The sequence below is a fragment of the Pseudomonas fluorescens genome, assembly GCF_040448305.1.
Lineage (GTDB): Bacteria > Pseudomonadota > Gammaproteobacteria > Pseudomonadales > Pseudomonadaceae > Aquipseudomonas > Aquipseudomonas fluorescens_BH.
Map to the genome: position 1 here is coordinate 525,165 of NZ_CP148752.1, position 23,379 is coordinate 548,543.

The 23,379-nt window shown below is 61.5% G+C and carries 20 protein-coding genes and 1 riboswitch; of the genes, 14 read left to right on the top strand and 6 right to left on the bottom strand.

The features are described from left to right. Positions 1–177: 177 nt before the first annotated feature. Positions 178–1,599, top strand: coding sequence for a bifunctional D-glycero-beta-D-manno-heptose-7-phosphate kinase/D-glycero-beta-D-manno-heptose 1-phosphate adenylyltransferase HldE (gene hldE / locus WHX55_RS02320; RefSeq protein ID WP_150727916.1), 1,422 nt, complete (start codon positions 178–180; stop codon positions 1,597–1,599). A 109-nt stretch (positions 1,600–1,708) separates the two neighbouring features. Here hldE and WHX55_RS02325 read toward each other — a convergent pair whose 3' ends face one another. The 4 genes from WHX55_RS02325 to WHX55_RS02340 all read right to left on the bottom strand — a co-directional run bounded on the left by WHX55_RS02325 (position 1,709) and on the right by WHX55_RS02340 (position 5,222). After that, positions 1,709–2,677 (bottom strand): metal ABC transporter ATPase, encoded by a 969-nt coding sequence (locus tag WHX55_RS02325; RefSeq protein WP_353741971.1) that lies wholly within the window; start codon positions 2,675–2,677, stop codon positions 1,709–1,711. Positions 2,678–2,709: 32 nt separating this feature from the next. Then, a complete protein-coding gene (locus WHX55_RS02330) occupies positions 2,710–3,522 on the bottom strand; it encodes an aldo/keto reductase (RefSeq protein WP_353741972.1) in 813 nt (270 codons plus the stop codon). Continuing rightward, the gene (locus tag WHX55_RS02335; protein ID WP_353741973.1) at positions 3,519–4,694 is read right to left on the bottom strand and encodes an FAD-dependent oxidoreductase; all 1,176 of its coding nucleotides are present in this window, start codon (positions 4,692–4,694) and stop codon (positions 3,519–3,521) included. Before WHX55_RS02335 ends, WHX55_RS02330 begins: the two co-directional genes overlap by 4 nt. Positions 4,695–4,889: 195 nt before the next feature. After that, positions 4,890–5,222 (bottom strand): multidrug efflux SMR transporter, encoded by a 333-nt coding sequence (locus tag WHX55_RS02340; RefSeq protein WP_126048879.1) that lies wholly within the window; start codon positions 5,220–5,222, stop codon positions 4,890–4,892. Between the two features lie 103 nt (positions 5,223–5,325). Between WHX55_RS02340 and WHX55_RS02345 the strand changes: the two genes are divergently transcribed. Beyond that, the gene (locus WHX55_RS02345) at positions 5,326–6,228 is read left to right on the top strand and encodes a LysR family transcriptional regulator (protein WP_191624861.1); all 903 of its coding nucleotides are present in this window, start codon (positions 5,326–5,328) and stop codon (positions 6,226–6,228) included. Between the two features lie 11 nt (positions 6,229–6,239). Continuing rightward, positions 6,240–7,517 carry a lipid IV(A) 3-deoxy-D-manno-octulosonic acid transferase gene (waaA, locus tag WHX55_RS02350; RefSeq protein WP_150754795.1) on the top strand — a complete coding sequence of 426 codons (1,278 nt, stop codon included), beginning with the start codon at positions 6,240–6,242 and terminating at the stop codon, positions 7,515–7,517. A gap of 84 nt (positions 7,518–7,601) precedes the next feature. Here the strand turns inward: waaA and WHX55_RS02355 are convergent, their stop codons facing one another. Next, positions 7,602–9,041 carry a TolC family outer membrane protein gene (locus WHX55_RS02355; RefSeq protein WP_150727909.1) on the bottom strand — a complete coding sequence of 480 codons (1,440 nt, stop codon included), beginning with the start codon at positions 9,039–9,041 and terminating at the stop codon, positions 7,602–7,604. A gap of 204 nt (positions 9,042–9,245) precedes the next feature. Continuing rightward, a riboswitch (TPP riboswitch) is annotated at positions 9,246–9,351 on the top strand. A 165-nt stretch (positions 9,352–9,516) separates the two neighbouring features. Between WHX55_RS02355 and thiC the strand changes: the two genes are divergently transcribed. After that, entirely contained in the window at positions 9,517–11,406 is a 1,890-nt protein-coding gene (thiC, locus tag WHX55_RS02360; protein ID WP_150754796.1) for a phosphomethylpyrimidine synthase ThiC, read from the top strand. A 151-nt stretch (positions 11,407–11,557) separates the two neighbouring features. Continuing rightward, positions 11,558–12,850: a putative hydroxymethylpyrimidine transporter CytX gene (gene cytX / locus WHX55_RS02365; RefSeq protein WP_353741974.1), complete on the top strand. Its 1,293-nt coding sequence runs from the start codon at positions 11,558–11,560 to the stop codon at positions 12,848–12,850. On the opposite strand, the gene WHX55_RS02370 is transcribed toward cytX, so the two are convergent. Beyond that, complete coding sequence (locus tag WHX55_RS02370) at positions 12,819–13,565, bottom strand: RsiV family protein (protein WP_150727906.1); 747 nt, start codon at positions 13,563–13,565, stop codon at positions 12,819–12,821. The genes cytX and WHX55_RS02370 overlap by 32 nt on opposite strands. Positions 13,566–13,791: 226 nt before the next feature. On the opposite strand from WHX55_RS02370, the gene WHX55_RS02375 reads away from it, so the two are divergent. The 9 genes from WHX55_RS02375 (at position 13,792) to WHX55_RS02415 (ending at position 23,221) form a co-directional block, all read left to right on the top strand. Then, positions 13,792–14,409: an NUDIX domain-containing protein gene (locus tag WHX55_RS02375; protein ID WP_150727905.1), complete on the top strand. Its 618-nt coding sequence runs from the start codon at positions 13,792–13,794 to the stop codon at positions 14,407–14,409. After that, a complete protein-coding gene (locus WHX55_RS02380) occupies positions 14,400–14,852 on the top strand; it encodes a DUF1249 domain-containing protein (protein WP_007977461.1) in 453 nt (150 codons plus the stop codon). Before WHX55_RS02375 ends, WHX55_RS02380 begins: the two co-directional genes overlap by 10 nt. Positions 14,853–14,964: 112 nt before the next feature. After that, positions 14,965–15,780, top strand: coding sequence for a 3',5'-cyclic-AMP phosphodiesterase (gene cpdA, locus WHX55_RS02385; RefSeq protein WP_150727904.1), 816 nt, complete (start codon positions 14,965–14,967; stop codon positions 15,778–15,780). Positions 15,781–15,983: 203 nt separating this feature from the next. After that, entirely contained in the window at positions 15,984–16,592 is a 609-nt protein-coding gene (locus WHX55_RS02390) for a YqiA/YcfP family alpha/beta fold hydrolase (RefSeq protein ID WP_150727903.1), read from the top strand. A gap of 50 nt (positions 16,593–16,642) precedes the next feature. Next, positions 16,643–18,547 (top strand): DNA topoisomerase IV subunit B, encoded by a 1,905-nt coding sequence (gene parE / locus WHX55_RS02395; protein WP_150754800.1) that lies wholly within the window; start codon positions 16,643–16,645, stop codon positions 18,545–18,547. Further along, on the top strand, positions 18,547–19,536 hold the full coding sequence (locus WHX55_RS02400; protein WP_150754801.1) for an esterase-like activity of phytase family protein: 990 nt from the start codon (positions 18,547–18,549) through the stop codon (positions 19,534–19,536). Before parE ends, WHX55_RS02400 begins: the two co-directional genes overlap by 1 nt. Next, positions 19,533–20,057 (top strand): TIGR02281 family clan AA aspartic protease, encoded by a 525-nt coding sequence (locus WHX55_RS02405; protein ID WP_150754802.1) that lies wholly within the window; start codon positions 19,533–19,535, stop codon positions 20,055–20,057. The genes WHX55_RS02400 and WHX55_RS02405 overlap by 4 nt, the downstream gene beginning before the upstream one ends. Positions 20,058–20,064: 7 nt before the next feature. Beyond that, positions 20,065–22,332: a DNA topoisomerase IV subunit A gene (gene parC, locus WHX55_RS02410; RefSeq protein ID WP_150754803.1), complete on the top strand. Its 2,268-nt coding sequence runs from the start codon at positions 20,065–20,067 to the stop codon at positions 22,330–22,332. A gap of 175 nt (positions 22,333–22,507) precedes the next feature. Further along, positions 22,508–23,221, top strand: coding sequence for an ABC-type transport auxiliary lipoprotein family protein (locus WHX55_RS02415; protein ID WP_150754804.1), 714 nt, complete (start codon positions 22,508–22,510; stop codon positions 23,219–23,221). The last annotated feature ends 158 nt before the right edge of the window (positions 23,222–23,379 follow it).

Below are 23,379 nucleotides of genomic sequence, written 5' to 3' on the forward strand. Positions count from 1 at the left end.
TTTCGCATCGATATGCAAGCGATGGAAATGAGCGATGCGTGTCGTCGTCTGGCGGATCTGCTGCTCAAAAAATGAGCAATAAACCCCGGCGAATCATCCGGTTGCAGCCACCGCACAAGCTGACACCAACCCTGTGTTAATATCGCGCCCCTGTTCATTCTGTATGTGGGTTGCACCATGAAGTTGTCCATGCCGCGATTCGATCAAGCCCCTGTCTTGGTAGTCGGCGATGTCATGCTCGACCGTTACTGGCATGGTGGTACCTCACGGATTTCTCCTGAGGCACCGGTGCCGGTAGTCAAGGTCGATCACATCGAAGACCGCCCGGGCGGTGCTGCCAACGTTGCCTTGAACATTGCCGCCCTGGGGGCTCCGGCCTCGCTGGTCGGTGTCACCGGCGACGATGAAGCCGCCAACAGCCTGGTCAACAGCCTCAAGGGCGCCGGCGTGCGGGCCATCTTCCAGCGCATTGCGCACCAGCCGACCATCGTCAAGCTGCGGGTCATGAGCCGTCACCAGCAATTGCTGCGCATCGACTTCGAAGAACCCTTCGCCACCGACGCGTTGGCGCTGACCGCGCAGGTCGATGAGTTGCTCGAAGGCATCAAGGTGCTGGTGCTGTCCGACTACGGCAAAGGCGCGCTGAAAAACCATCAGGCGCTGATCCAGGCCGCCCGTGCCCGTGGCATTCCGGTGCTGGCCGATCCCAAGGGCAAGGATTTCTCGATCTACCGCGGTGCGAGCCTGATCACGCCAAACCTCAACGAATTCGAAACCATCGTCGGTGGTTGCGCCGATGAGCACGAGTTGGTGAGCAAGGGTGCGCAGCTGATGCACGACCTGGACCTCGGTGCCTTGCTGGTGACCCGTGGCGAGCACGGCATGACCTTGCTGCGCCCGGATCATCCGGCGCTGCACTTGCCGGCCCGTGCCCGTGAAGTGTTCGACGTGACCGGTGCCGGCGATACGGTGATTTCCACCCTGGCGGCCGCGATTGCCGCTGGCGAAGAACTGCCACACGCGGTGGCCCTGGCCAACCTGGCGGCGGGCATCGTGGTCGGGAAGCTCGGTACGGCGGCCATCAGTGCACCGGAACTGCGTCGTGCGATTCAGCGCGAGGAGGGTTCCGAGCGCGGTGTGCTGGGCCTTGAGCAGCTGTTGCTGGCGGTCGATGATGCCCGCGCGCACAACGAGCGGATCGTGTTCACCAACGGTTGCTTCGACATCCTGCACGCCGGTCACGTGACCTATCTGGAACAGGCGCGGGCCCAGGGCGATCGCCTGATCGTCGCAATCAACGACGATGCCTCGGTCAGCCGCCTGAAAGGGCCGGGCCGTCCGATCAATAGTGTCGACCGGCGCATGGCTGTACTGGCCGGTCTGGGTGCGGTGGACTGGGTCATCAGTTTCTCGGAAGGCACTCCGGAAAACCTGCTGAGCGCGGTCAAGCCGGACGTGCTGGTCAAGGGCGGCGACTACGGGATCGACCAGGTGGTCGGCGCGGACATCGTGACGGCCTATGGCGGTACCGTGAAAGTGCTGGGGCTGGTGGAGAACAGCTCCACCACCGCGATTGTCGAGAAGATCCGCAAGTCGTAGGAGCTGGCGTAGCCTGCGATCTTTTCCGGTAGCCTGGGGATCGTAAAATCAAAAGATCGCAGCCTGCGGCAGCTCCTACATGGAGTACGCAGGCTGCGATTTTTTGCGTTTAAGAGCTTACCTTTTTACGCGGCACGATTTTCTTCAGCAGCAATTTGGCCTTCCCGCGCAACCGCGCCAACCCTGAATCCTTCACCGGCGGGGTCAGACCCTGCTGTCTCACCCAGTCCTTCCAGCGAATTCGTTCATCACGAACCAGCCAGCCTTCCTGTCGGGCAAAACTCTCGGCCAGGTACAGTCCGCGTGTGCTGGCGGGGTATAGCTGATCCTTTTTCAAGGTGTACAGCTCAGCCATCGGATGGCCGTCCTGCAAGGGCATCAAGTACAGATCGGGTCGCTTGCGGTCGAGGCGGGCGACGAGTTGATCGCCTTCGAGTCTTTCATCGACATGGAACAGGCTCAGGGATTTGGCTTCCTTGGGAACGTCCAGGCGCAAGTCGTAAATCAGTTGCAGCGACGCCGTTGGCAAATGCACGTAAGCCCGCGGACGCTCTATCAGCATCAGGTTGGCGCAACGTACCGGCCGCGCCGAGCCGGACAGTGGCGACAGGCGAAACGGCAGGGCTTCACGGTAATGCAGGGCGGCCGAGTAGGGCGCTGGCAGCCAGGTGTCGTTGAACCGCCCACCGAGCCAGCCTTCCGGGGTTTCCAGCAGGCATTCTTCGGCTATCTCTTGGATCGCCGTGTGCAAGGGTAGGTTCAGTTCATGGGCCGGCACGTACCCGGAGATCAGCTTGAGCACCACATCGCCACGGTCCTGCCGGCGTTGGCGTACCAGCACCCAATAGTCGCGATTCTGCCAATGCAGGGTCAGGCGCACCGAAACCCCGAGGTTGGCCAGCTCCAGGGCAAACCGTTCGCTGTTGCCGACCGTCACCGGTCGACGACGTTGCAGGGTCTGGGAGAAATTCAGCGGCCTGCCGACGCTCTGATAAGCCAGGCCTTCGGGGGTCGCTTCGACGAATAACGGCAGGGTCTTGAAGTTGCTCGGGTTCTTTCTGATGAGCGTACGCGACATGTCGGCTCCTGCTTAAGGCCGCGTGGGCGGCGTCAGTGGCTACGTAGGACCTGGGCAACGGTCGCGACATTGTGGGCGAGGTGCAGCGGATTGATGGTCCCGACAATAGCACTGGCAACACCCGGATGTTCAAACAACAACTCGAAACTGGCGCGCACCGGATCCACGCCCGGACTCAGGCAGACATGACCACTGGCGAGGGCTTTTTTGACCAGAATGGCTTTGCCGTGTGCAGCAGCATAGTCAATGACGGCCTTCTCGTTTTGTTCGTTGAGATTGTAGGTGACCATCGCGCAGTCGCCTTGCTCCAGCGCCTTCAAGCCACCGTCGACGGTTTTGCCGGAAAACCCGAAACCGCGAATCTTGCCTTCGGCCTTGAGTTCGGCGAGGGTGTCGTAGACTTCGCAGTCATTGAGGATTGCCAGGTCGTTACCATCGGAGTGCACCAGCACCAGGTCGATGAAGTCCGTTTCCAGGCGTTGCAGGCTGCGTTCCACCGACATACGTGTGTGTGCGGCGCTGAAATCGTGACGAGACTGGCCGTCGGCAAACTCTTCGCCGACCTTGCTGACAATCACCCAATCCTGACGCTGACCGCGCAGCAACGGGCCGAGGCGTTCTTCGCTGCGACCATAGGCCGGTGCGGTGTCGATCAGGTTGATGCCCAGGTCGCGGGCGAGTTTGAGCAGCATGCGCGCTTCATCGTCATCGGGAATCTGGAAGCCGTTGGGGTACTTCACCCCTTGGTCGCGGCCCAGTTTCACGGTGCCCAGGCCCAGGGGGGAAACCAGCAGGCCAGTGCTGCCCAGCGGGCGATGCAAGTCGTGCAGGGTCGGTTGGCTCATGGCAGCAGTTGCTCCCAGGCAGGTACGCCCATCGGCGGCTTCGGCAGTTCAGGCAGTGCTGCCGGGTGGCTTGGCTGGATACCGTCGCGGGTCAGGCTGGCGATCACGCGGTCGGCGAAGTCCGGCGCCAGGGCGAGCTTGGTCGGCCAGCCCACCAGCAGTCGGCCTTCCTCGGCCACAAAGGCGTTGTCGGGACGGGTCAGGCCTGATTGCAGCGGTTCGGCGCGATCCACGCGCAAGGTCGCCCATTGCACCGTACTCAGGTCGATCCATGGCAGCAATTGGCCGAGTTCTTTCTGTGCGGTGGCGATCTGCTCGACGGGCTCACGGGTCACGCCTTCGGATTCCGCGATATCGCCGCCCAGGTACCAGACCCATTGACCATCTGCCGCCGGGTGCGTGGTCACAGTGATACGCGGTTTGGTGCCACCACCCAGGCAGTGGGCGTACAGCGGTTTGAGGCTTGGTCCCTTGGCGATGATCATGTGCAACGGGCGGCGCTGCATGGCGGGCTGGCTCAGCCCCAGCGTTTCAAGCAATGCCGCGGTTCCGACGCCGGCGCTCAGGACGATGCGCTGGGCACGGATCTCGCGTTCGTCCACCTTCAGGCCGATCAGCACGCCGCCTTCGAGCAGGGGCTCGATCTTCTGCCCAGCGAGCAAGCCATCTCCGGCCAGATCGGCCAGGCGCTGGATCAGGCTCGGCACGTCGACCACCAGTTCCGCCAGGCGATAGACCTTGCCCTTGAAGCGCTTGTCTTGCAGGGCCGGCGGCAATTGCTCGCCCTTGACCTGATCGACGCGACCACGCACGGCTTTGCTGGCAAAGAAACTGGTGAGGTTGCCGGCGAGGGTGCCGGGGGACCAGAGGTAATGGGCTTCGGACAGCAGGCGCACGCCGGACAGGTCCAGCTCGCCGTTACCGGCCAGAGCTTCACGCCAGCGGCGCGGCATGTCGGCGATGGCTTCCGAGGCCCCGGTCAGGGCGCCATGCAGCGCGTATTTGGCGCCGCCGTGGATGATGCCCTGGGACTTCACACTCTGCCCGCCGCCGAGGCTGGCACTTTCCACCAGCACGGTCGAAAAACCCTGGCGCCGCAGGCGCGCATTCAGCCAGAGGCCGGCGACACCAGCGCCGACAATCAGAACGTCGGTGGAAATAACGGATGGCATTCGGCGACCTCTGTGTTCAAGACGAGGGCGCAGTATACAGACTCGAAGTGGAGGGGATTTACTGGATCAAGAGGTGAACACAAAACCTGTGGGAGCGAGCCTGCTCGCGATGAGGGCGTGTCAGTCGATATCAGTGTCGACTGATACACCGCCTTCGCGAGCAGGCTCGCTCCCACAGTGAAATGTGCTTCGGACTTAATGCCCCGCAGTTTTGGAGAAGAGCTGGATGACCACAACACCCAGCACAATCAACGCCATCCCCAGCATCGCCGGCACGTCCAGCTTCTGCCCATAGATAAACAGTGCCGCGACGCTGACCATCACGATCCCCATGCCGGCCCACACGGCGTACGCCACGCCCACCGGAACGCTGCGCACCACCAGGGTCAGCATCCAGAAGGCAATGCCGTAACCGACGATGACCAGCACCAGTGGCAGTGGGGTGCTGAGGCCTTTGACCGCTTTCATCGAAACAGTGGCAATCACTTCGGCGCAGATGGCAATGGCCAGGTAGTAGTAGGCGGTCATGGGTCAATCCTCGTGTGAAGTGTTGCTCTCTGAGGTCGGCATTCTAGAGATTCGCCAGATGCGGTAAAGTCATTACCTATCTGTTTGGGAGATGGGTTGAGCCATGAGCATGCAATGGAATCTGGAACAGTTGCGGTTGTTTGTCAGCGTAGCGGAGCAGCGTTCGTTTTCTGCCGTGGCGCGCGGTCAGCGCAAGGCGCAGTCGGCGGTCAGCAGTTCGATAGCGCTACTGGAAGAAGACCTGGGCGTCAGCCTGTTCGACCGCAGCAGCGGCCGTCAGCCGAAACTCACTGAAGCCGGCACGGCTTTGCTGGACGAAGCGCGAGAGGTGTTGCGCCAGTGCGAACGACTCAACGGCCGCGCGCTGGCGATGATGCGCGGGCAAGAAGCGCGACTGCGTGTGGCGCAGGATGAAGCGATGCCTTATCAGCCGATCATCGAAAGCTTCGAGGCCCTGGCGGAAAAATTCCCCAGCCTTGAAGTGCAACTGACCAGCGCCGCCCAAGGCGATGTCGCGCGCAAGCTGGTGGAGCGGCGTGCCGATCTGGGGCTGCTGTTCTTTCACGATCAGATTCCCGAGGCACTTGAGCGGCGGGTACTGGGCAGCGTGGAAATGGTCACGGTGTGCGGCAAGGATCATCCGTTGGCGCGCAAAGGCGCAGTGGATGGCCAACAACTGGCGCAACATCGGCAGCTGCTGATGTCCACGGAGTCGAGCATTTATCCCGGCAGTGATCCCGCCAGCCCGCAGGTGTGGCGCGCCGACAGCTTCTATGTGATGGCCGAATGGCTGGTGCGTGGCCTCGGCTGGGCCTGGTTGCCACGCCACGTGGTGCAGTACCCGACCTATCAGAACCAGATGGTCGAACTGGTCAGCGAATGGACCCCGCCGGCCCTGGTGGTGGAGCTGGTATGGCGCCGGGATGAACCGCTCGGTCCGGCCGCGCGCTGGCTCGCCGAACGTTTTGCCGTGCACTTGCAGGCGATTGGTGAAAAAAGCCGATAAACTCCGCCGCCATGAATAGAACTCTCTACACCGCGCTGTTTTATCTGGGGCTGCCATTGGTAGCGATTCGGCTTTGGTTGCGCGCGCGCAAGGCGCCGGCGTATGCCAAGCGCATCGGTGAGCGCTTTTCCTGCGGGATGCCAGCGATGAAACCGGACGGCATCTGGGTGCACGCCGTGTCGGTGGGCGAAAGCATTGCGGCCGCACCGATGATTCGAGCCTTGCTGGCGCGTTATCCGGATCTGCCGATCACTGTGACCTGCATGACCCCGACCGGTTCGGAACGCATCCATGCACTGTTCGCCAATGAGCCACGCATCCAGCACTGTTATCTGCCCTATGACTTGCCTTGCGCTGCCCGGCGCTTCCTTGATCGGGTCCAGCCGAAACTGGCGGTGATCATGGAAACCGAGCTGTGGCCCAACCATATCCATCAATGCGCCAAACGCAGGATCCCCGTGGCGTTGGCCAATGCGCGACTGTCCGAGCGTTCGGCCAGGGGATACGGCCGGTTCCCCAAGCTGACCCAGCCAATGCTGGCTGAGATGAGCCTGTTTGCGGTGCAGACCGAAGCCGAGGCCCAGCGCTTGCGCGACTTGGGCGCGCGGACGGAAACCGTCGAAGTGACCGGTTCGATCAAGTTCGACCTGACCATCGACCCGCAACTGCTGGAGCGCGCCGTTGAGCTGCGCGGGCAATGGCAGGCGCTGGAACGACCGGTGTGGATCGCGGCCAGTACCCATGACGGCGAAGACGAGGTGGTGCTGGCGGCCCATCGCCAGTTGTTGGTCAGTCATCCCGATGCCTTGCTGATTCTGGTACCGCGTCATCCGGAACGTTTCAATTCGGTGTACGGGCTGTGCCAGCAACAAGGGTTTGCCACGGTCCGGCGTTCCAGTGGCGATGCGGTCAGCGCGAATACTTCAGTGCTGCTGGGCGACACCATGGGCGAGTTGCTGTTTCTCTACGCCCTGGCTGACAGTGCATTCGTCGGCGGCAGCCTGGTGCCGAATGGCGGGCATAACCTGCTGGAGCCGGCGGCTCTCGCCAAACCGGTGTTGAGCGGTCCGCATCTTTTCAACTTCCTCGAAATCGCCGCGCAGTTGCGCAGTGCCGGGGCGTTGCAGGAGGTGGAGGATGCTGAAGGGCTGGCGGTGGCGGTGCAGCGGCTGTTCGAACTGCCGCGAGATGCGCAGCGCATGGCAGAGGCCGGGTTGAACGTGATGCGCGCCAATCAGGGTGCATTGCAGCGCTTGCTGGACGGGTTGGGGCGGTTGATCGACCGTTAAGACCGAGTTGTATTCATTCGCGAGCAGGCTCGCTCCCACACTCGAATCACTGTGGGAGCGAGCCTGCTCGCGAAGCTTTTGCTTTTACTGATCAGGTCGCGCTTTCAACTGCTCCTCTGCCGCCTTGGCCAGATCCGGTGGCAGGAAATCCTTGTCCGGGTTGTAGTTCGGGTTGAGCCAGCGTGCCAGCACTTGCAGATCCCCCGGATTCAACGTGCCGGCCTGTTGCTTCAAGCGCAGGTTGTCGAGGATGTAGTCGTAGCGGGTGTTGTTGTAGTCGCGCACCGAGGTGTATAGCGAGCGCTGCGCGTCCAGCACGTCGACGATGTTTCGCGTACCCACCTGATAGCCGATTTCAGTCGCTTCCACCGCGCTCTGGTTGGAGATGATCGATTGCTTGCGCGCCTGTACCTGCTCGACATCGGTGTTCACCGCGCGGTGCAGGTCGCGGGTGTTTTCCACGATCTGCCGGCGCAGGGATTCGCGTTGCTGCTCGGTCTGGTCCAGCTGTGCATAGGACTGACGCACCTGGGAGTTGATCAGGCCACCGCTGTAGATCGGGATGTTCAGTTGCAGGCCCAAGGTCGTTTGGTCGACGTTGCCACCGTACGCCTGCGGCAGGTTATTCGGGTTGCTGAAGCCCAGTGCGTCGTTGTCGCCCTTCTCGTACTTGGCGACCGCGTCTACCGTTGGCAAGTGCCCGGACCTGCGCTGCTTGAGGGTTTGCTCGGCGGCGCTGACGGCATAGTTGCTGGCCAACAGATTGAGGTTCTGCCTGCCCGCGGTTTCGACCCAGGCCTTGGCGTCGTTCGGTACTGGCGGCAGGATCGGCAAGTTATGGCTGATGCCCCAGATCGAGTTGTACTGGCGGTTGGTCAGGGTGATCAATGCTTCAAAGGCGTCGTCCACCTGGCGTTGCGCAACGATGCGGTTGGCGCGTGCGGTGTCGTAGCTGGCTTGTGAGTTCAATACGTCGGTCTTGTCCGAGAGGCCGACATCGAAGCGCTCGTTGGATTGATCGAGCTGGCGTTTGAACGCCGCTTCTTCGGCCTTGGTCGAGGCCAGGTTGTCCTGGGTGCGCAGCACGTTGAAATAGCTGTCAGCGGTTTGCAGGATCAGGTTTTGCTCGGTCGCCGAGAGTTGCAGGGCGGCCTGTTCGTTGACTTCCTTGGCGGCCTGGAACTGGAACCAGCGATCGGCGCGGAACAAAGGTTGCGCCAGGGTGGCCTGGTACGAATGAGCATCGCGGTTGGTCGTGCCCGAAGGTTGATCGAGCGACGTACGCACCTCGGAAATATTGGCGCCGCCCGAGAGGTTCGGCAGCAGCCCGGCACGGGCCTGGGGTACGACTTCTTTTTGCGCGCCGTATTGGGCGATGGCAGCCGCCAGGTCGGCGTTGTTGTTGACGGCTTCCTGATAAACGCTGACCAGGTCCGTCTTGGCCGATAAGGGCACATCTGCTGCCCAGGCCATTCCGTTGGACGCACAAGACACGGCAAGGGCCAGTGAGAGTTTGCGCAGCATAGACGATCCCTAGAATTGATATTACAGAGGTAATTTGAGCGCCAAGGCTAAGGCCCCGCTTTGACAGCGTCAATGCCGGCTCAGCGTAGCGAGTGTAGTTGTGCATTGGGGCGGCAACAATCCTGATACTGCGTGTAATAACGCCATTCATCATGGTCTTTGCAGTGGGGTTGGCGTTCTTTGCCAGTTGTGTCTAGACTGGCCGGGTTCTTGTCGGGGTGCCTTGCTATGAGGCTGAGATCGAATAATTTCGGATCCCGTTGAACCTGATCAGGTTAGCGCCTGCGTAGGGAACAAGATTTCTCGTCACCCGGCGAGTCCTCTTGTGCTTCGTCCGGGATGTTGTTCGACAATCGAACACCCCTCGAGCACTGAGCACAGCACAGCTGGTTTTCCCAGCGCCCGTGCGTCCATTCGTTTACAGGTTCGCTCCGACAAAAATCCACTGCCTGGATGTGTGTCTGGAGAACCCGTGATGACTACAAAAGCAAAAAACGCCACCAACCTGAGTGACTCGGCCAAGGTCGATCAGCAATCGGTTCAACCGTTTACCCGCTCGCAAAAAATCTATGTTCAGGGCACTCGCCCGGACATCCTCGTGCCGATGCGCGAAATCAGCCTGGACGTAACGCCGACCGACTTCGGCGGCGAGGTCAACGCACCGGTAGTGGTGTATGACACCTCGGGCCCGTACACCGACCCCAATGTCATCATCGATGTGCGCAAAGGCCTGGCCGACGTGCGTTCGCCGTGGATCGAATCCCGTGGCGACACCGAGCGCCTGAGCGGCCTGAGCTCGAATTTCGGCCAGGAGCGCCTTGCCGATCCGGAGCTGACCAAGCTGCGCTTTGCCCACGTCAACAACCCGCGCCGCGCCAAGCCGGGTGCCAACGTCAGCCAGATGCACTACGCGCGCCAAGGCATCATCACCGCCGAGATGGAATACGTCGCCATCCGCGAAAACATGAAGCTGGAAGTGGCCCGCGCCGCCGGCCTGCTGGACCAGCAACACGCCGGCCACAGCTTCGGCGCCAGCGTGCCGAAAATCATCACCCCTGAATTCGTCCGTGACGAAATCGCCCGTGGCCGCGCGATCATTCCGGCCAACATCAACCACACCGAACTGGAACCGATGATCATCGGCCGTAACTTCCTGGTGAAGATCAACGGCAACATCGGCAACAGCGCTTTGGGTTCGTCCATCGAAGAAGAAGTGGCGAAACTGACCTGGGGCATTCGCTGGGGTTCGGACACGGTCATGGACCTGTCCACCGGCAAGCACATCCACGAAACCCGCGAGTGGATCATCCGTAACTCGCCGGTGCCGATCGGTACGGTGCCGATCTACCAGGCCCTGGAAAAAGTCGGCGGCGCGGCCGAAGACCTGACCTGGGAGCTGTTCCGCGACACGCTGATCGAGCAGGCCGAGCAGGGCGTCGACTACTTCACCATCCACGCCGGTGTGCTGTTGCGCTACGTGCCGATGACCGCCAAGCGCGTGACCGGCATCGTCTCCCGCGGCGGTTCGATCATGGCCAAGTGGTGCCTGGCGCACCACAAAGAGAACTTCCTCTACACCCATTTCGAAGACATCTGCGAAATCATGAAGGCCTACGACGTCAGCTTCTCGCTGGGCGATGGCCTGCGTCCGGGGTCGATTGCCGACGCCAACGACGAAGCGCAGTTCGGCGAACTGGAGACCCTCGGCGAGCTGACCAAGATCGCCTGGAAACACGACGTGCAGTGCATGATCGAAGGCCCGGGCCACGTGCCGATGCAGTTGATCAAAGAGAACATGGACAAGCAGCTGGAGTGCTGCGACGAGGCGCCGTTCTACACCCTCGGCCCGCTGACCACCGACATCGCGCCGGGCTACGACCACATCACCTCCGGTATCGGTGCGGCGATGATCGGCTGGTTCGGCTGCGCCATGCTCTGCTACGTGACGCCGAAGGAACACCTGGGCCTGCCGAACAAGGATGACGTGAAGACCGGGATCATCACCTACAAGATCGCCGCGCACGCCGCCGATCTGGCGAAGGGGCACCCGGGCGCACAGATCCGCGACAATGCCTTGAGCAAGGCGCGTTTCGAATTCCGCTGGGAAGACCAGTTCAACCTGGGCCTCGATCCGGACACCGCGCGTTCGTATCACGATGAAACCCTGCCGAAGGATTCGGCCAAGGTCGCGCACTTCTGCTCGATGTGCGGGCCGAAATTCTGCTCGATGAAGATCACTCAGGAAGTTCGTGAATACGCGGCCAACCAGCGCATCGAAACCGTCGACGCCGAAGTCGCCCAGGGATTGGCGGACCAGGCCGAGCGGTTCAAACAGGAAGGCAGTCAGCTGTACAAGAAGGTTTGATCTGACCTGAAAAGGTGGGGCCTGAAAGGGCCCCATCGCCAGCAGGCTGGCTCCCACACTGGATTTGTGGTGTTCACAAGTCCCCTGTGGGAGCCAGCCTGCTGGCGATAGCGATCAACACAACAAAAAATGTCCCTCTGAGATAACACCCTTGAGCATTCAACCCAGCACTTATTCCCCCGATATCGCGGTGCCGAGCGACAAACGTGTCTTCGGCGGCCGCGATCTGTTTTCCCTGTGGTTTTCCCTCGGCATCGGCCTGATGGTGTTGCAGACCGGTGCATTGCTCGCGCCAGGCCTGGGCCTGTCCGGTTCGTTGCTGGCGATTTTTCTCGGCACGCTGGTTGGCGTTCTGCTGCTGGCGGCGGTCGGCGTGATTGGCAGTGACACTGGCCTATCGTCGATGGCCGCGCTCAAGCTCAGCCTCGGTGCCAGAGGCGCGAGCCTGCCGGCGGTGCTGAACCTGCTGCAACTGATCGGCTGGGGTTCGTTTGAAATCATCGTCATGCGCGATGCCGCCAGCCTGCTGGGCGCGAAGGCCTTCAGCGAAGGCAGCCTGCTGTCCAATCCCGTGCTGTGGACGCTGTTTTTCGGCGCACTGGCGACCTTGTTGGCCGTTAGCGGTCCATTAACGTTCGTGCGGAAGATCCTGCGCAAATGGGGTATCTGGCTGCTGCTGGCCGCGTGCATCTGGCTGACCTGGAACCTGTTCGCCAAGGCTGACCTGGCCGCGTTGTGGGCCCAGGCCGGTGACGGTTCGATGCCGTTCGCCGTGGGTTTCGACATCGCCATTGCCATGCCGCTGTCGTGGTTGCCGCTGATCGCTGACTACTCGCGCTTCGGCAAGCGGGCGAAAAACGTCTTCGGTGGCACCGCCATCGGTTTCTTTATCGGTAATTTCTGGCTGATGAGCCTGGGCGTGGCCTACACCCTGGCGTTCGCGCCGAGCGGTGAAGTCAATGCCTTGCTGCTGGCGCTGGCCGGCGCCGGCCTGGGGATTCCGCTGCTGCTGATTCTTCTGGATGAATCGGAAAACGCCTTTGCCGATATTCACTCGGCAGCGGTGTCCAGCGGGATTCTGTTGCGCGCCAAAGTCGAGCACCTGGCCCTGGCCATCGGCGTCATCTGCACGCTGATTGCCTTGCTGGCGCCGTTGGCCCAGTACCAGAACTTCCTGCTGCTGATCGGTTCGGTGTTTGCGCCGTTGTTCGGCGTGGTACTGGTGGATCACTTCATCCTGCGCAAGCGTAGCGCCCAGGTGGCCTCGGCCGCATTGCGCTGGCCGGCGCTGCTCGCCTGGCTGGGCGGGGTCAGCACCTATCACTTGTTGGCCAACCTGTATCCGGATGTCGGCGCCACCCTGCCAGCACTGGTAGTGGCAGGGTTGCTCCAGCTAGTGCTGGGCCGGGCCTTCAGTTACGGCCGGGAAACAGTTCGGGCTTGATGATGCCGTTCAGGCGAGGGTAGGGGATCTTCAGTTCGACATGGCCCAGCGCGTAAGGCGCGATGGTGCTGGTTTCGTACTTGAGGATCACCCCGCCGTAGGTCAGCGCCACGTTCTGGGTTTTCTGGAACGGCCAGCTCTTCACGAACTCCGGTTCCTGATCGAGCTTGGTGCTGATCAACCAGCTGTTGTGTGCCACCTGCGCGGCTTTCCAGAACGCGTCTTCCTGCCCTGGCACCAGCATGTCCGACAGCGTCAGCACTTTATGCTGCTGGCGTGAATAGTTGATGAAACCCCGACCTGGGGTGCCATGGGCACCGCCGGTGTCCAGATAGCTGGACAATTCGACGATCACCAAGCCGTCATGCTGCTCACGTACCTTTGCCTGCAGATAGCTGCTGAAGCGCGGGCCGGCGGTGCGCAAAAACTCTTCGCGATAGGCCGCCAGGGTCGGGGCAACCGGCGCGTCGGGCGAGGTGCGGGTCATCTGCAGTAGGCGCTTTTCGATGATGCCGTCCAGTGCCGGCTCGTCCGGGAAGTGCAGGGTGTCGATGTTGACCAGAGGGCAATCCGGGTTGCTGCAACCGGGCTTGAGTTGCTCGGAGGCGTCGCGGGTGGTTTCCAGCGGCGCCCGGTAATTGGGCTGGAACAGGCTCGCGCAAGCGCCCAGGGTCAGGGCGATAGCGGCCACGGAAGCAATTTTGAAAAGCGACATGAGCGTCCTTTCTGAAACAAGGGAAGGCAAAAAGTTACCCGCTTCGACTATCAACGGGGCAGTCAGTTCGCCACTAAGCTAATTAGAGTGGGTTTCGCCCTCACCGTCCATCCCGCTGACGGGAAAGGGGCTGCATCAAACATCACGGGCGCGTTAGGATGGCGCGAAGTCGAGGCCCAGGAAAAAAAGCAGCCTCGAACAGGATTTGCAGTAAAAGAGGATAGTCATGACGGATTTTGCCAACGCCATTCCGACCGCCGTTGATATCGTGCGGCGCGAAAAGTGCTACGAGGGCTTCTACAAACTCGAACGCGTGCACTTGCGCCACGAATTGTTCGCCGGGGGCATGAGCCGCGAGATCAATCGTGAAGTGTTCGTTCGCCATGACGCGGTATGCATGCTGCCTTACGATCCACAACGCGATGAAGTGGTGCTGATCGAGCAGTTTCGCGTCGGCGCCATGGACAAGACCGACAATCCGTGGCTGATCGAACTGGTCGCTGGTCTGATCGACAAGGATGAAGTGCCGGAAGCAGTTGCTCACCGCGAGGCGCAGGAGGAAGCTGGGCTGGTAATCGGGGCGCTCTGGCCGATGACCAAATACTTTCCATCGCCGGGCGGCAGCAACGAGTTCGTGCATCTGTACCTGGGGCGTTGCGACACTACCGGGGTTGGCGGCCTGCATGGGCTGGAGGAAGAGGCAGAAGATATTCGCGTCACGGTCTGGGCTTTCGAAGATGCCCTGCAAGCCGTGCGCGACGGGCGTATTGCCAACGCGGCGAGCATCATTGCCTTGCAATGGCTGGCTTTGAACCGCGTTGAAGTGAGGGGGTTATGGTCGTAAACAAGCTGCGCGATCGCTATCGGGTGGACCTGGTGGGGCTGCAAGCATCCTGCGAGGCGAACTACGCGCGCCTGATGCGACTGCTGCCGGACATGCGCAGCGAACCCGCCGCGCGGCGCATCGCCGTGACCCATGGCGACCAGATGCTCGGCGTGCTGGCGCTGGAAGTGCTGCTGACCTGTCCTTACACCACGACCCTGCAAGTGCGTCAGGAACACAGCCTGCCCTGGCTGCCGGTGCCGCAACTGGAAGTGCAGGTCTATCACGACGCACGCATGGCCGAAGTGGTCAGCGCCGAACATGCACGACGCTTTCGCGGCATCTATCCTTACCCGAATGCCTCGATGCACCAGCCGGACGAAAAGGCCCAGCTGAACATGTTTCTGGGCGAATGGCTGAGCCATTGCCTGGCGCTGGGGCATGAGTACGAAGTAGTACGTTAGTTGTGAAGCGCAGTTGTGAACTGCGTCAGGTTCACAGATTTCCTCTTTCGATCGTCCCCTAGCATAATTGCGGCACTTACCCATCCCCGTGATCACGCCCTGGGAGAACGCCTTGCCGAGCGTATCCACATTGACCACCGCCGATCCGGCGTTGCTGGTGCAACTCTCCGACAGCCACCTGTTTGCCGAAGCGGACGGCGCGTTGCTGGGCATGAATACCCGCGACAGCCTGCAAAAGGTCATCGAGCTGGTGCGCGCGCAACAGCCGCGGATTGACTTGATCCTGGCCACAGGTGATCTGTCCCAGGACGGGACGCTGGAGTCCTACCAGCAGTTTCGCGACATGACACGCCAGCTCGATGCGCCGGCGCGCTGGATTCCCGGCAATCACGATGAGCCGCGGATCATGGCCGAGGCGGCGGTGCAGAGCGCTTTGCTCGAACCGGTGGTGGATATCGGCAACTGGCGGGTCACACTGCTCGATTCGGCGGTGCCGGGCTCGGTGCCAGGTTATTTGGAAGATGAACAGTTGCAGTTGCTCGCCCGCGCGTTGAGCGAAGCGCCGGAACGCCATCATCTGGTGTGCTTCCACCATCACCCGGTGTCCATCGGTTGTGCATGGATGGAACCGATTGGCTTGCGCAATCCCGAGGCGCTGTTCGCCGTGCTGGACCGTTTCGAACAGGTGCGCGCGGTGTTGTGGGGGCATGTGCACCAGGAAATCGACCAGATGCGCAATGGCGTGCGGTTGATTGCCTCGCCCTCGACCTGCATCCAGTTCGAGCCCGGCAGCGAGGATTTCAAGGTCGGGGAACAGGCACCGGGCTATCGCTGGTTGCGACTGCTGCCCGACGGGCGGCTGGAAACCGGGGTGGAGCGGGTGATCGGGTTCGATTTCACTGTGGATTACGGTTCCAACGGCTACTGACTGTTCACTTTTCAGGTAAACCGGGTCGCGCCCATCGCGAGCAGGCTCGCTCCCACACTGGACCTGCGTAGTTCACACATCCCCTGTGGGAGCGAGCCTGCTCGCGATGGCGTCCGGACAGGCAACTTGAATTTTGTTGATATCCCCGATTCCCCCGGCACCCTGTAAACTCCGCCTCTTTAGCCGACGCACAGGGAGCTCAAATGTCCGGTTCGATCCTTTATATCCACGGCTTCAACAGCTCGCCGTTATCGAAGAAGGCCTGTCAGTTGATCGAGGTGATGGACCGTCTGGGTCTGAGCGAACACTTGCGCGTTCCGGCATTGCATCATCACCCGCGCCAGGCTATCGAGCAGCTGGAGCAGGCGATTGCCGAGCTGGGGCGGCCACTGCTGGTCGGCAGCTCGCTCGGCGGCTACTATGCCACTCACTTGGCCGAGCGCCTTGGCTTGAAAGCCCTGTTGATCAACCCTGCCGTCAGCCCGCACCGGATGTTCGACGGCTTTCTGGGGACTCAGAAAAACCTGTATACCGAAGAGACCTGGGAAATGACCCATGACCACGTGACGGCCCTGGCCGAACTGGAAGTACCGGCGCCCCAGGATCCGCAGCGTTATCAGGTATGGTTGCAGACAGCTGACGAAACGCTGGACTATCGCCTCGCCCAGCAGTATTACCGGGCATGCGCCTTGCGTATCCAGGCCGGCGGCGACCACAGTTTCCAGGGTTTTGCCACGCAACTGCCGGCCATGTTGAGTTTTGCCGGCATCGGCGCCGATTTGTATCAGGCAATCGATTTCACCGCATTGTGAGCGATAGCCCCATGAATTCTTTTTTCACCGAACACTGACGACGAGACCCCATGGCCACTCCCAGCGCTAGCTCTTATAACGCAGACGCCATCGAAGTCCTCTCGGGCCTCGACCCGGTGCGCAAACGCCCCGGCATGTACACCGACACCAGTCGGCCGAACCACCTTGCCCAGGAAGTCATCGACAACAGTGTCGACGAAGCCTTGGCCGGGCATGCCACATCGGTACAGGTGATCCTGCATGCCGACCATTCCGTGGAAGTCAGCGACGACGGCCGTGGCATGCCGGTGGACATTCACCCCGAGGAAGGTGTTTCGGGCGTTGAGTTGATCCTCACCAAGCTGCATGCCGGTGGCAAGTTTTCCAACAAGAACTACCAGTTCTCCGGCGGTCTGCACGGGGTGGGTATTTCCGTGGTCAACGCCTTGTCCACCGAAGTGCGGGTGCGTGTAAAGCGTGACGGCAACGAATACCAGATGACCTTCAAGGATGGCTACAAGGCCACCGAGCTGGAAGTCGTCGGTACGGTCGGCAAGCGCAACACCGGCACCAGCGTGTTCTTCGCGCCGGATCCGAAATACTTCGACTCCCCGAAATTCTCCATCAGCCGCCTCAAGCACGTACTCAAGGCCAAGGCCGTGTTGTGCCCGGGGCTGCTGGTCAGCTTTGAAGACAAGGCCACCGGCGAGAAAGTCGAATGGCATTACGAAGACGGTCTGCGTTCCTACTTGGTGGATGCGGTCAGCGAATTCGAGCGCCTGCCGAACGAACCATTCTGCGGCGCTTTTGCCGGTAACAAGGAAGCCGTGGATTGGGCGCTGCTGTGGCTGCCCGAAGGTGGCGACGCGGTCCAGGAAAGCTACGTCAACCTGATCCCGACCGCCCAGGGCGGCACCCACGTCAACGGTCTGCGTCAGGGCCTGCTCGATGCGATGCGCGAGTTCTGCGAGTTCCGCAGCCTGTTGCCGCGCGGCGTTAAGCTGGCGCCGGAAGACGTCTGGGAACGCATCGCCTTCGTGCTGTCGATGAAGATGCAGGAACCGCAATTCTCCGGCCAGACCAAGGAGCGGCTGTCTTCCCGTGAAGCGGCGGCGTTCGTCTCCGGTGTGGTCAAGGATGCGTTCAGCCTGTGGCTCAATGCCAACCCGGAAACCGGCATGCTGCTGGCGGAACTGGCGATCAACAACGCCGGCCGTCGCCTCAAGGCCAGCAAGAAGGTCGAGCGCAAACGCATTACCCAAGGCCCGGCGCTACCAGGCAAACTGGCCGACTGTGCCGGGCAGGACCCGATGCGTTCCGAGCTGTTCCTGGTGGAAGGTGATTCCGCCGGCGGCTCGGCCAAGCAGGCGCGGGACAAGGAATTCCAGGCGATCCTGCCGTTGCGCGGCAAGATCCTGAATACCTGGGAAGTCGACGGCAGCGAAGTGCTGGCCAGCCAGGAAGTGCACAACATCGCCGTGGCCATCGGCGTCGATCCGGGTGCGGCGGACATGAGCCAGCTGCGCTACGGCAAGATCTGCATCCTCGCCGACGCCGACTCCGACGGTCTGCACATCGCAACCTTGCTCTGCGCCTTGTTCGTCCAGCATTTCCGCCCGTTGGTGGATGCCGGTCACGTCTACGTCGCGATGCCGCCGTTGTACCGCATCGACCTGGGCAAAGAGATCTACTACGCCCTCGATGAAGCCGAACGCGATGGCATCCTCGATCGCCTGGTGGCCGAGAAGAAGCGCGGCAAGCCGCAAGTCACCCGATTCAAGGGGCTGGGCGAAATGAACCCGCCACAGCTGCGCGAGACCACCATGGACCCGAACACCCGGCGTCTGGTGCAGTTGACCCTGGAAGACTTCGAAGCTACCTCGGAAATGATGGACATGCTGCTGGCGAAGAAACGCGCCGGTGACCGCAAGACCTGGCTGGAGTCCAAGGGCAACCTGGCCGAGGTGCTGGGCTGATGCGTCTGGGCTTTGCCCTGGCCTGTGGGTTGCTGCTGACGTCGATTACGGTATCTGCCGAGCCGGCGCCACAGCTGCGCGTGTTGTCCGGGCATGTCGTCGACGGCATGCGCGGTGGCAACCTGTCCGGGCTGGCGCAGTGCGGCAATGACCTGTGGGCAGTTTCCGACCGCGACGATGATCAGATCTACCGCCTCGATACCCGCGAATCCGTGTGGCAGGCACAAACGGTGCACATCGACGTACCGCCGGTGCCTGACAGCGGTTTGCCCTGGGGGCTGAAATCTCGCGTCTGGGGGGCTTCGTTCGTGCGTGGCGGTGATCTGGACTTCGAAGGCATCACCTGCGACGGCGCCGGCAATCGCTACATCGGCAGCGAGGGCCATGCCGCTGTCTTGCAAGTGCCACCAACGGGGCCCGCCACCTGGCTGAAAATCTCGCCGATGCTGGTTCGCGAGGCCCGGGCCCGAGGCCTGCTGTTGCAGTTCAATGCGTTGTTCGAAGGGCTGGCGGTCAATTTGGCAGGCGATCAGATGTGGTTCGCCGCCGAGCGGCAAGGCCGGGGACTACTGATGATCAAGCGCAAACAGACCCTGTGGGATTGCGACGGTGGCTGCGTGCTGCTGAGCGAGGCAGGCATGGAAATGCAACCCGAGCAGTTTCCCCATGCCAAGGCTGCCCCGCGGGATTTCTCTGACCTGTCGCTGTTCAACGGCAAGCTGTTCACCCTTGAACGCAACGCCTACCAGATCTGCCGCCGGGATGCGCAGACGGCCAAGGTCGAGCGCTGCTGGTCGTACGCTGCCGAGTTGTTGCAGGAAAACCGTCGTTATTCACAGAATTACGGGCTGGAAGAAGCGTTGATCGTGGATGCCGATGGCGCCTGGATCGGTGTTGACAATAACTTTGGCGCGCGCGCCGATGGCGAAGTCCGTCCGGTGGTCTGGCGCTTCGCTGCACCGGAAGGTGGCTGGAGTGCCAGGTCATGAGACAACAACGCCCGGGGCAGCGCATCGGTCGGGTGTTCATGGTGCTGGCCTGGTGTGCGGCGTTGTTTCTGGCCACACGGTTTTTCGGCCAGTGGGAAGCGCGTCAGCAAAATCCGAATGTGGTGGTTAGCTCGGAGCAGGGCGAAGGTTTCATCGAGGTGAAACTGGTGAGCAATGTGCAGGGGCATTTCGTCGCCAGCGGCCAGATCAACGGCCAGCCGGTGGACTTCATGCTCGATACCGGTGCGACCGATGTGTCGATTCCGGCGGGCCTGGCCAAGCGCTTGAAGCTCGAAGAAGGATTCGGCGTGACCCTGAGCACGGCCAATGGCCTGAGCCAGGGCTATCGCACCCGTATCGAACGCCTGCAACTGGGCGACATCGTGCTGCGGGATGTACGCGCACTGGTGGCCCCGGGGTTGCATGGCGATCAGGTGTTGCTCGGCATGAGCGCACTGAACAAACTTGAATTTACCCAGCGCGGTGGCACCATGCTGCTGCGCCAGACAACGAACCGATGAGGCCCGCATGAGCGACTCCCTTGATCTCAGCCTGGACGGTGTAGAACGCCGCTCGCTGGCTGACTTCACCGAAAATGCCTACCTCAACTACTCCATGTACGTGATCATGGACCGTGCCTTGCCGCATATCGGCGACGGCTTGAAACCGGTACAGCGCCGCATCATTTATGCGATGAGCGAGTTGGGGTTGGACGCCGATTCCAAGCACAAGAAATCGGCGCGTACCGTCGGTGACGTGCTCGGCAAGTTCCACCCTCACGGCGACTCGGCCTGCTACGAAGCCATGGTGCTGATGGCCCAACCGTTCAGCTATCGCTACACGCTGGTCGACGGCCAGGGCAACTGGGGTGCGCCGGATGATCCCAAGTCCTTCGCCGCCATGCGTTACACCGAAGCGCGGCTGTCGCGTTATTCCGAAGTGCTGCTCAGCGAGCTGGGCCAGGGCACGGCGGACTGGGGTCCGAACTTCGACGGTACCCTCGACGAACCGCTGGTCTTGCCGGCCCGTCTGCCGAACATTCTGCTCAACGGCACCACCGGTATCGCCGTGGGCATGGCCACCGACGTTCCGCCGCACAACCTGCGGGAAGTCGCCACGGCGTGCGTGCGTTTGCTCGACGAGCCCAAGGCCACGGTCGAACAGCTCTGTGAGCACATCCAGGGCCCGGACTACCCGACCGAAGCGGAAATCATCACCCCGCGCGCCGACCTGCTGAAAATCTATGAAACCGGTCGCGGTTCGGTGCGCATGCGCGCCGTGTATCACATTGAAGACGGCGACATCATCGTCACCGCGCTGCCGCATCAGGTCTCGGGTGCCAAGGTGCTGGAGCAGATCGCCGCGATGATGCAGGCCAAGCCGTCCAAGGCGCCGCAAATTGCCGATCTGCGTGACGAATCCGACCACGAAAACCCGTGCCGGATCGTGATTATTCCGGGGGCGCGGAAAAACTTCGACCACGATGCGCTGATGCAGCATCTGTTCGCCAGCACCGAGCTGGAGTCGAGCTACCGGGTCAACATCAACATCATCGGCCTGGACGGCAAGCCGCAGCTGAAGAACCTGCGGGCGCTGCTGGTCGAATGGCTGGAGTTCCGGGTGCAGACCGTGCGTCGTCGCCTGCAATTCCGCCTCGACAAGGTCGAGCGTCGCCTGCACCTGTTGGACGGTTTGTTGATTGCCTACCTCAACCTGGATGAAGTGATCCACATCATCCGTACCGAGGAGCATCCGAAAGCCGCGCTGATCGAGCGTTTCGCCCTGAGCGAAATCCAGGCCGACTACATCCTCGACACCCGTTTGCGTCAGTTGGCGCGACTGGAAGAAATGAAGCTGCGTGCCGAGCAGGATGAACTGCTCAAGGAACAAGCCAAGCTGCAAGCCCTGCTGAGCAGCGAAGCCAAGTTGAAAAAACTGGTGCGCAGCGAACTGATCAAGGACGCTGAAACCTACGGTGATGACCGTCGTTCGCCGATTGTCGAGCGCGCCGAAGCCAAGGCCCTGACCGAGCACGATCTGCTGCCGAACGAGAAAGTGACGGTGGTGCTGTCGGAAAAAGGCTGGATTCGCTCCGCCAAAGGCCACGAAATCGACGCCACCGGGCTTTCCTACAAGGCCGGGGACGGTTTCAAGGCGCTGGCAGCCGGGCGCTCCAACCAGTTTGCCGTGTTTATCGACTCCACCGGCCGCAGTTATTCGGTGGCTGCCCACACCTTGCCGTCGGCCCGTGGCCAGGGCGAGCCGCTGACCGGCCGTCTGACGCCTCCGCCGGGAGCGAGTTTCGAATGCGTGCTGATGCCGGAAGACGATGCGCTGTACGTGATCGCCTCCGACGCCGGCTACGGCTTCGTGGTCAAGGGTGAAGACTTGCAGGCCAAGAACAAGGCGGGCAAGGCCTTGTTGAGCCTGCCGAACAACGCCAAGGTCATGCTGCCGCGCCCTGTGGCCGATCGTGAACAGAACTGGCTGGCGTCGGTGACGACCGAAGGTCGCCTGCTGATCTTCAAAATCAGCGACCTGCCACAATTAGGAAAGGGCAAAGGCAACAAGATCATCGGGATTCCCGGTGAGCGAGTGGCCAGTCGTGAAGAGTATGTGACGGACATCGCCGTATTGCCGGACGGTGCAACGCTGGTGTTGCAGGCCGGGAAACGTACCTTGTCACTGAAAGCGGACGACCTCGAACACTACAAGGGTGAACGTGGCCGTCGTGGCAATAAGTTGCCGCGTGGCTTCCAGAGGGTCGATGCGCTGCTCGTCGAAAACCTCAATTAGGCGACTTAGAAGCGCCGATCTACGATTTAACCCGTAGTTCGGCGCTTTGCGCTGGAGTCGGAACGCATATTCACGGATGATATGGCCTTTCAAGCGCCGGCACTGCCGCGCGTTCTTCATATTTATTGAGTATTTTCACTGTGATCAGCCTTTTTGCGATCACCTGGATGGGACGATGACTGCTCTGCGCCTTCCTTTTATTCTTTTGCTCGCCGGCGTTCTTGGCCTGGCGGGTTGCAGCGTTCACCAACCGGTGTCGCTGTATCAGCTGGACGCTGGTAGTCCGGTTCAGCCCGCACAGAACGCGGGCATGGCGGTATTGTTGGGGCCGGTCATCGTGGCTGACTACCTGCAACGCGAAACCCTGTTGCAGCGTCAGCCGGATGGCAGCCTGCAAGCCTCGACCGACGGTCGTTGGGCTGGCAGCCTTTCGTCGGATATCGATCAGTTGCTGCTGCGTCAGGTCGCAGGTCGTCTGGACAGCCAGCGCGTAGTGCTGGCCCCGGCGACAGTGGGCTTCACCCCGGACGTTCAGGTACTGCTGACCATCACGCGCCTGGATTCGGGTGAAAAACAACCGGCGATCCTCGACGCACAATGGCGCCTGATCGACCGTCGCGGGCAGGTCCGCGACAACCGCATCATCCATTTGCAGGAACAGCATGCCGGTAGCACGGCGGCTCAGGTCCAAGCGCAGGGCGTATTGCTGCAACGCCTGGCCGAGCAACTGTCGGTGGCGCTCAAGCCGCTGGCCAATCAGCCGCCGATCGCCGACGTCCCGCGCAAGCCGGCAGCCAAGGCGGCAGCACCTGCGGTAGAACAGGAAAAGCAGCCGAAGATCCCGATGGCCGCGCCTATTCGTACGGATATGGAAGTGTTCCGCTTCTGACCCTGGATGGATTTGAAACAAAGCCCGCATTGATGCGGGCTTTGTTGTTTCTGCGGGCTGGAGATCTTTAGCGTCAGTTCCGGCCTCATCGCGAGCAAGCTCGCTCCCACAATTGATCCGGACAGCCCACAGGAGGGGGTTCACTGACGATCCCCTGT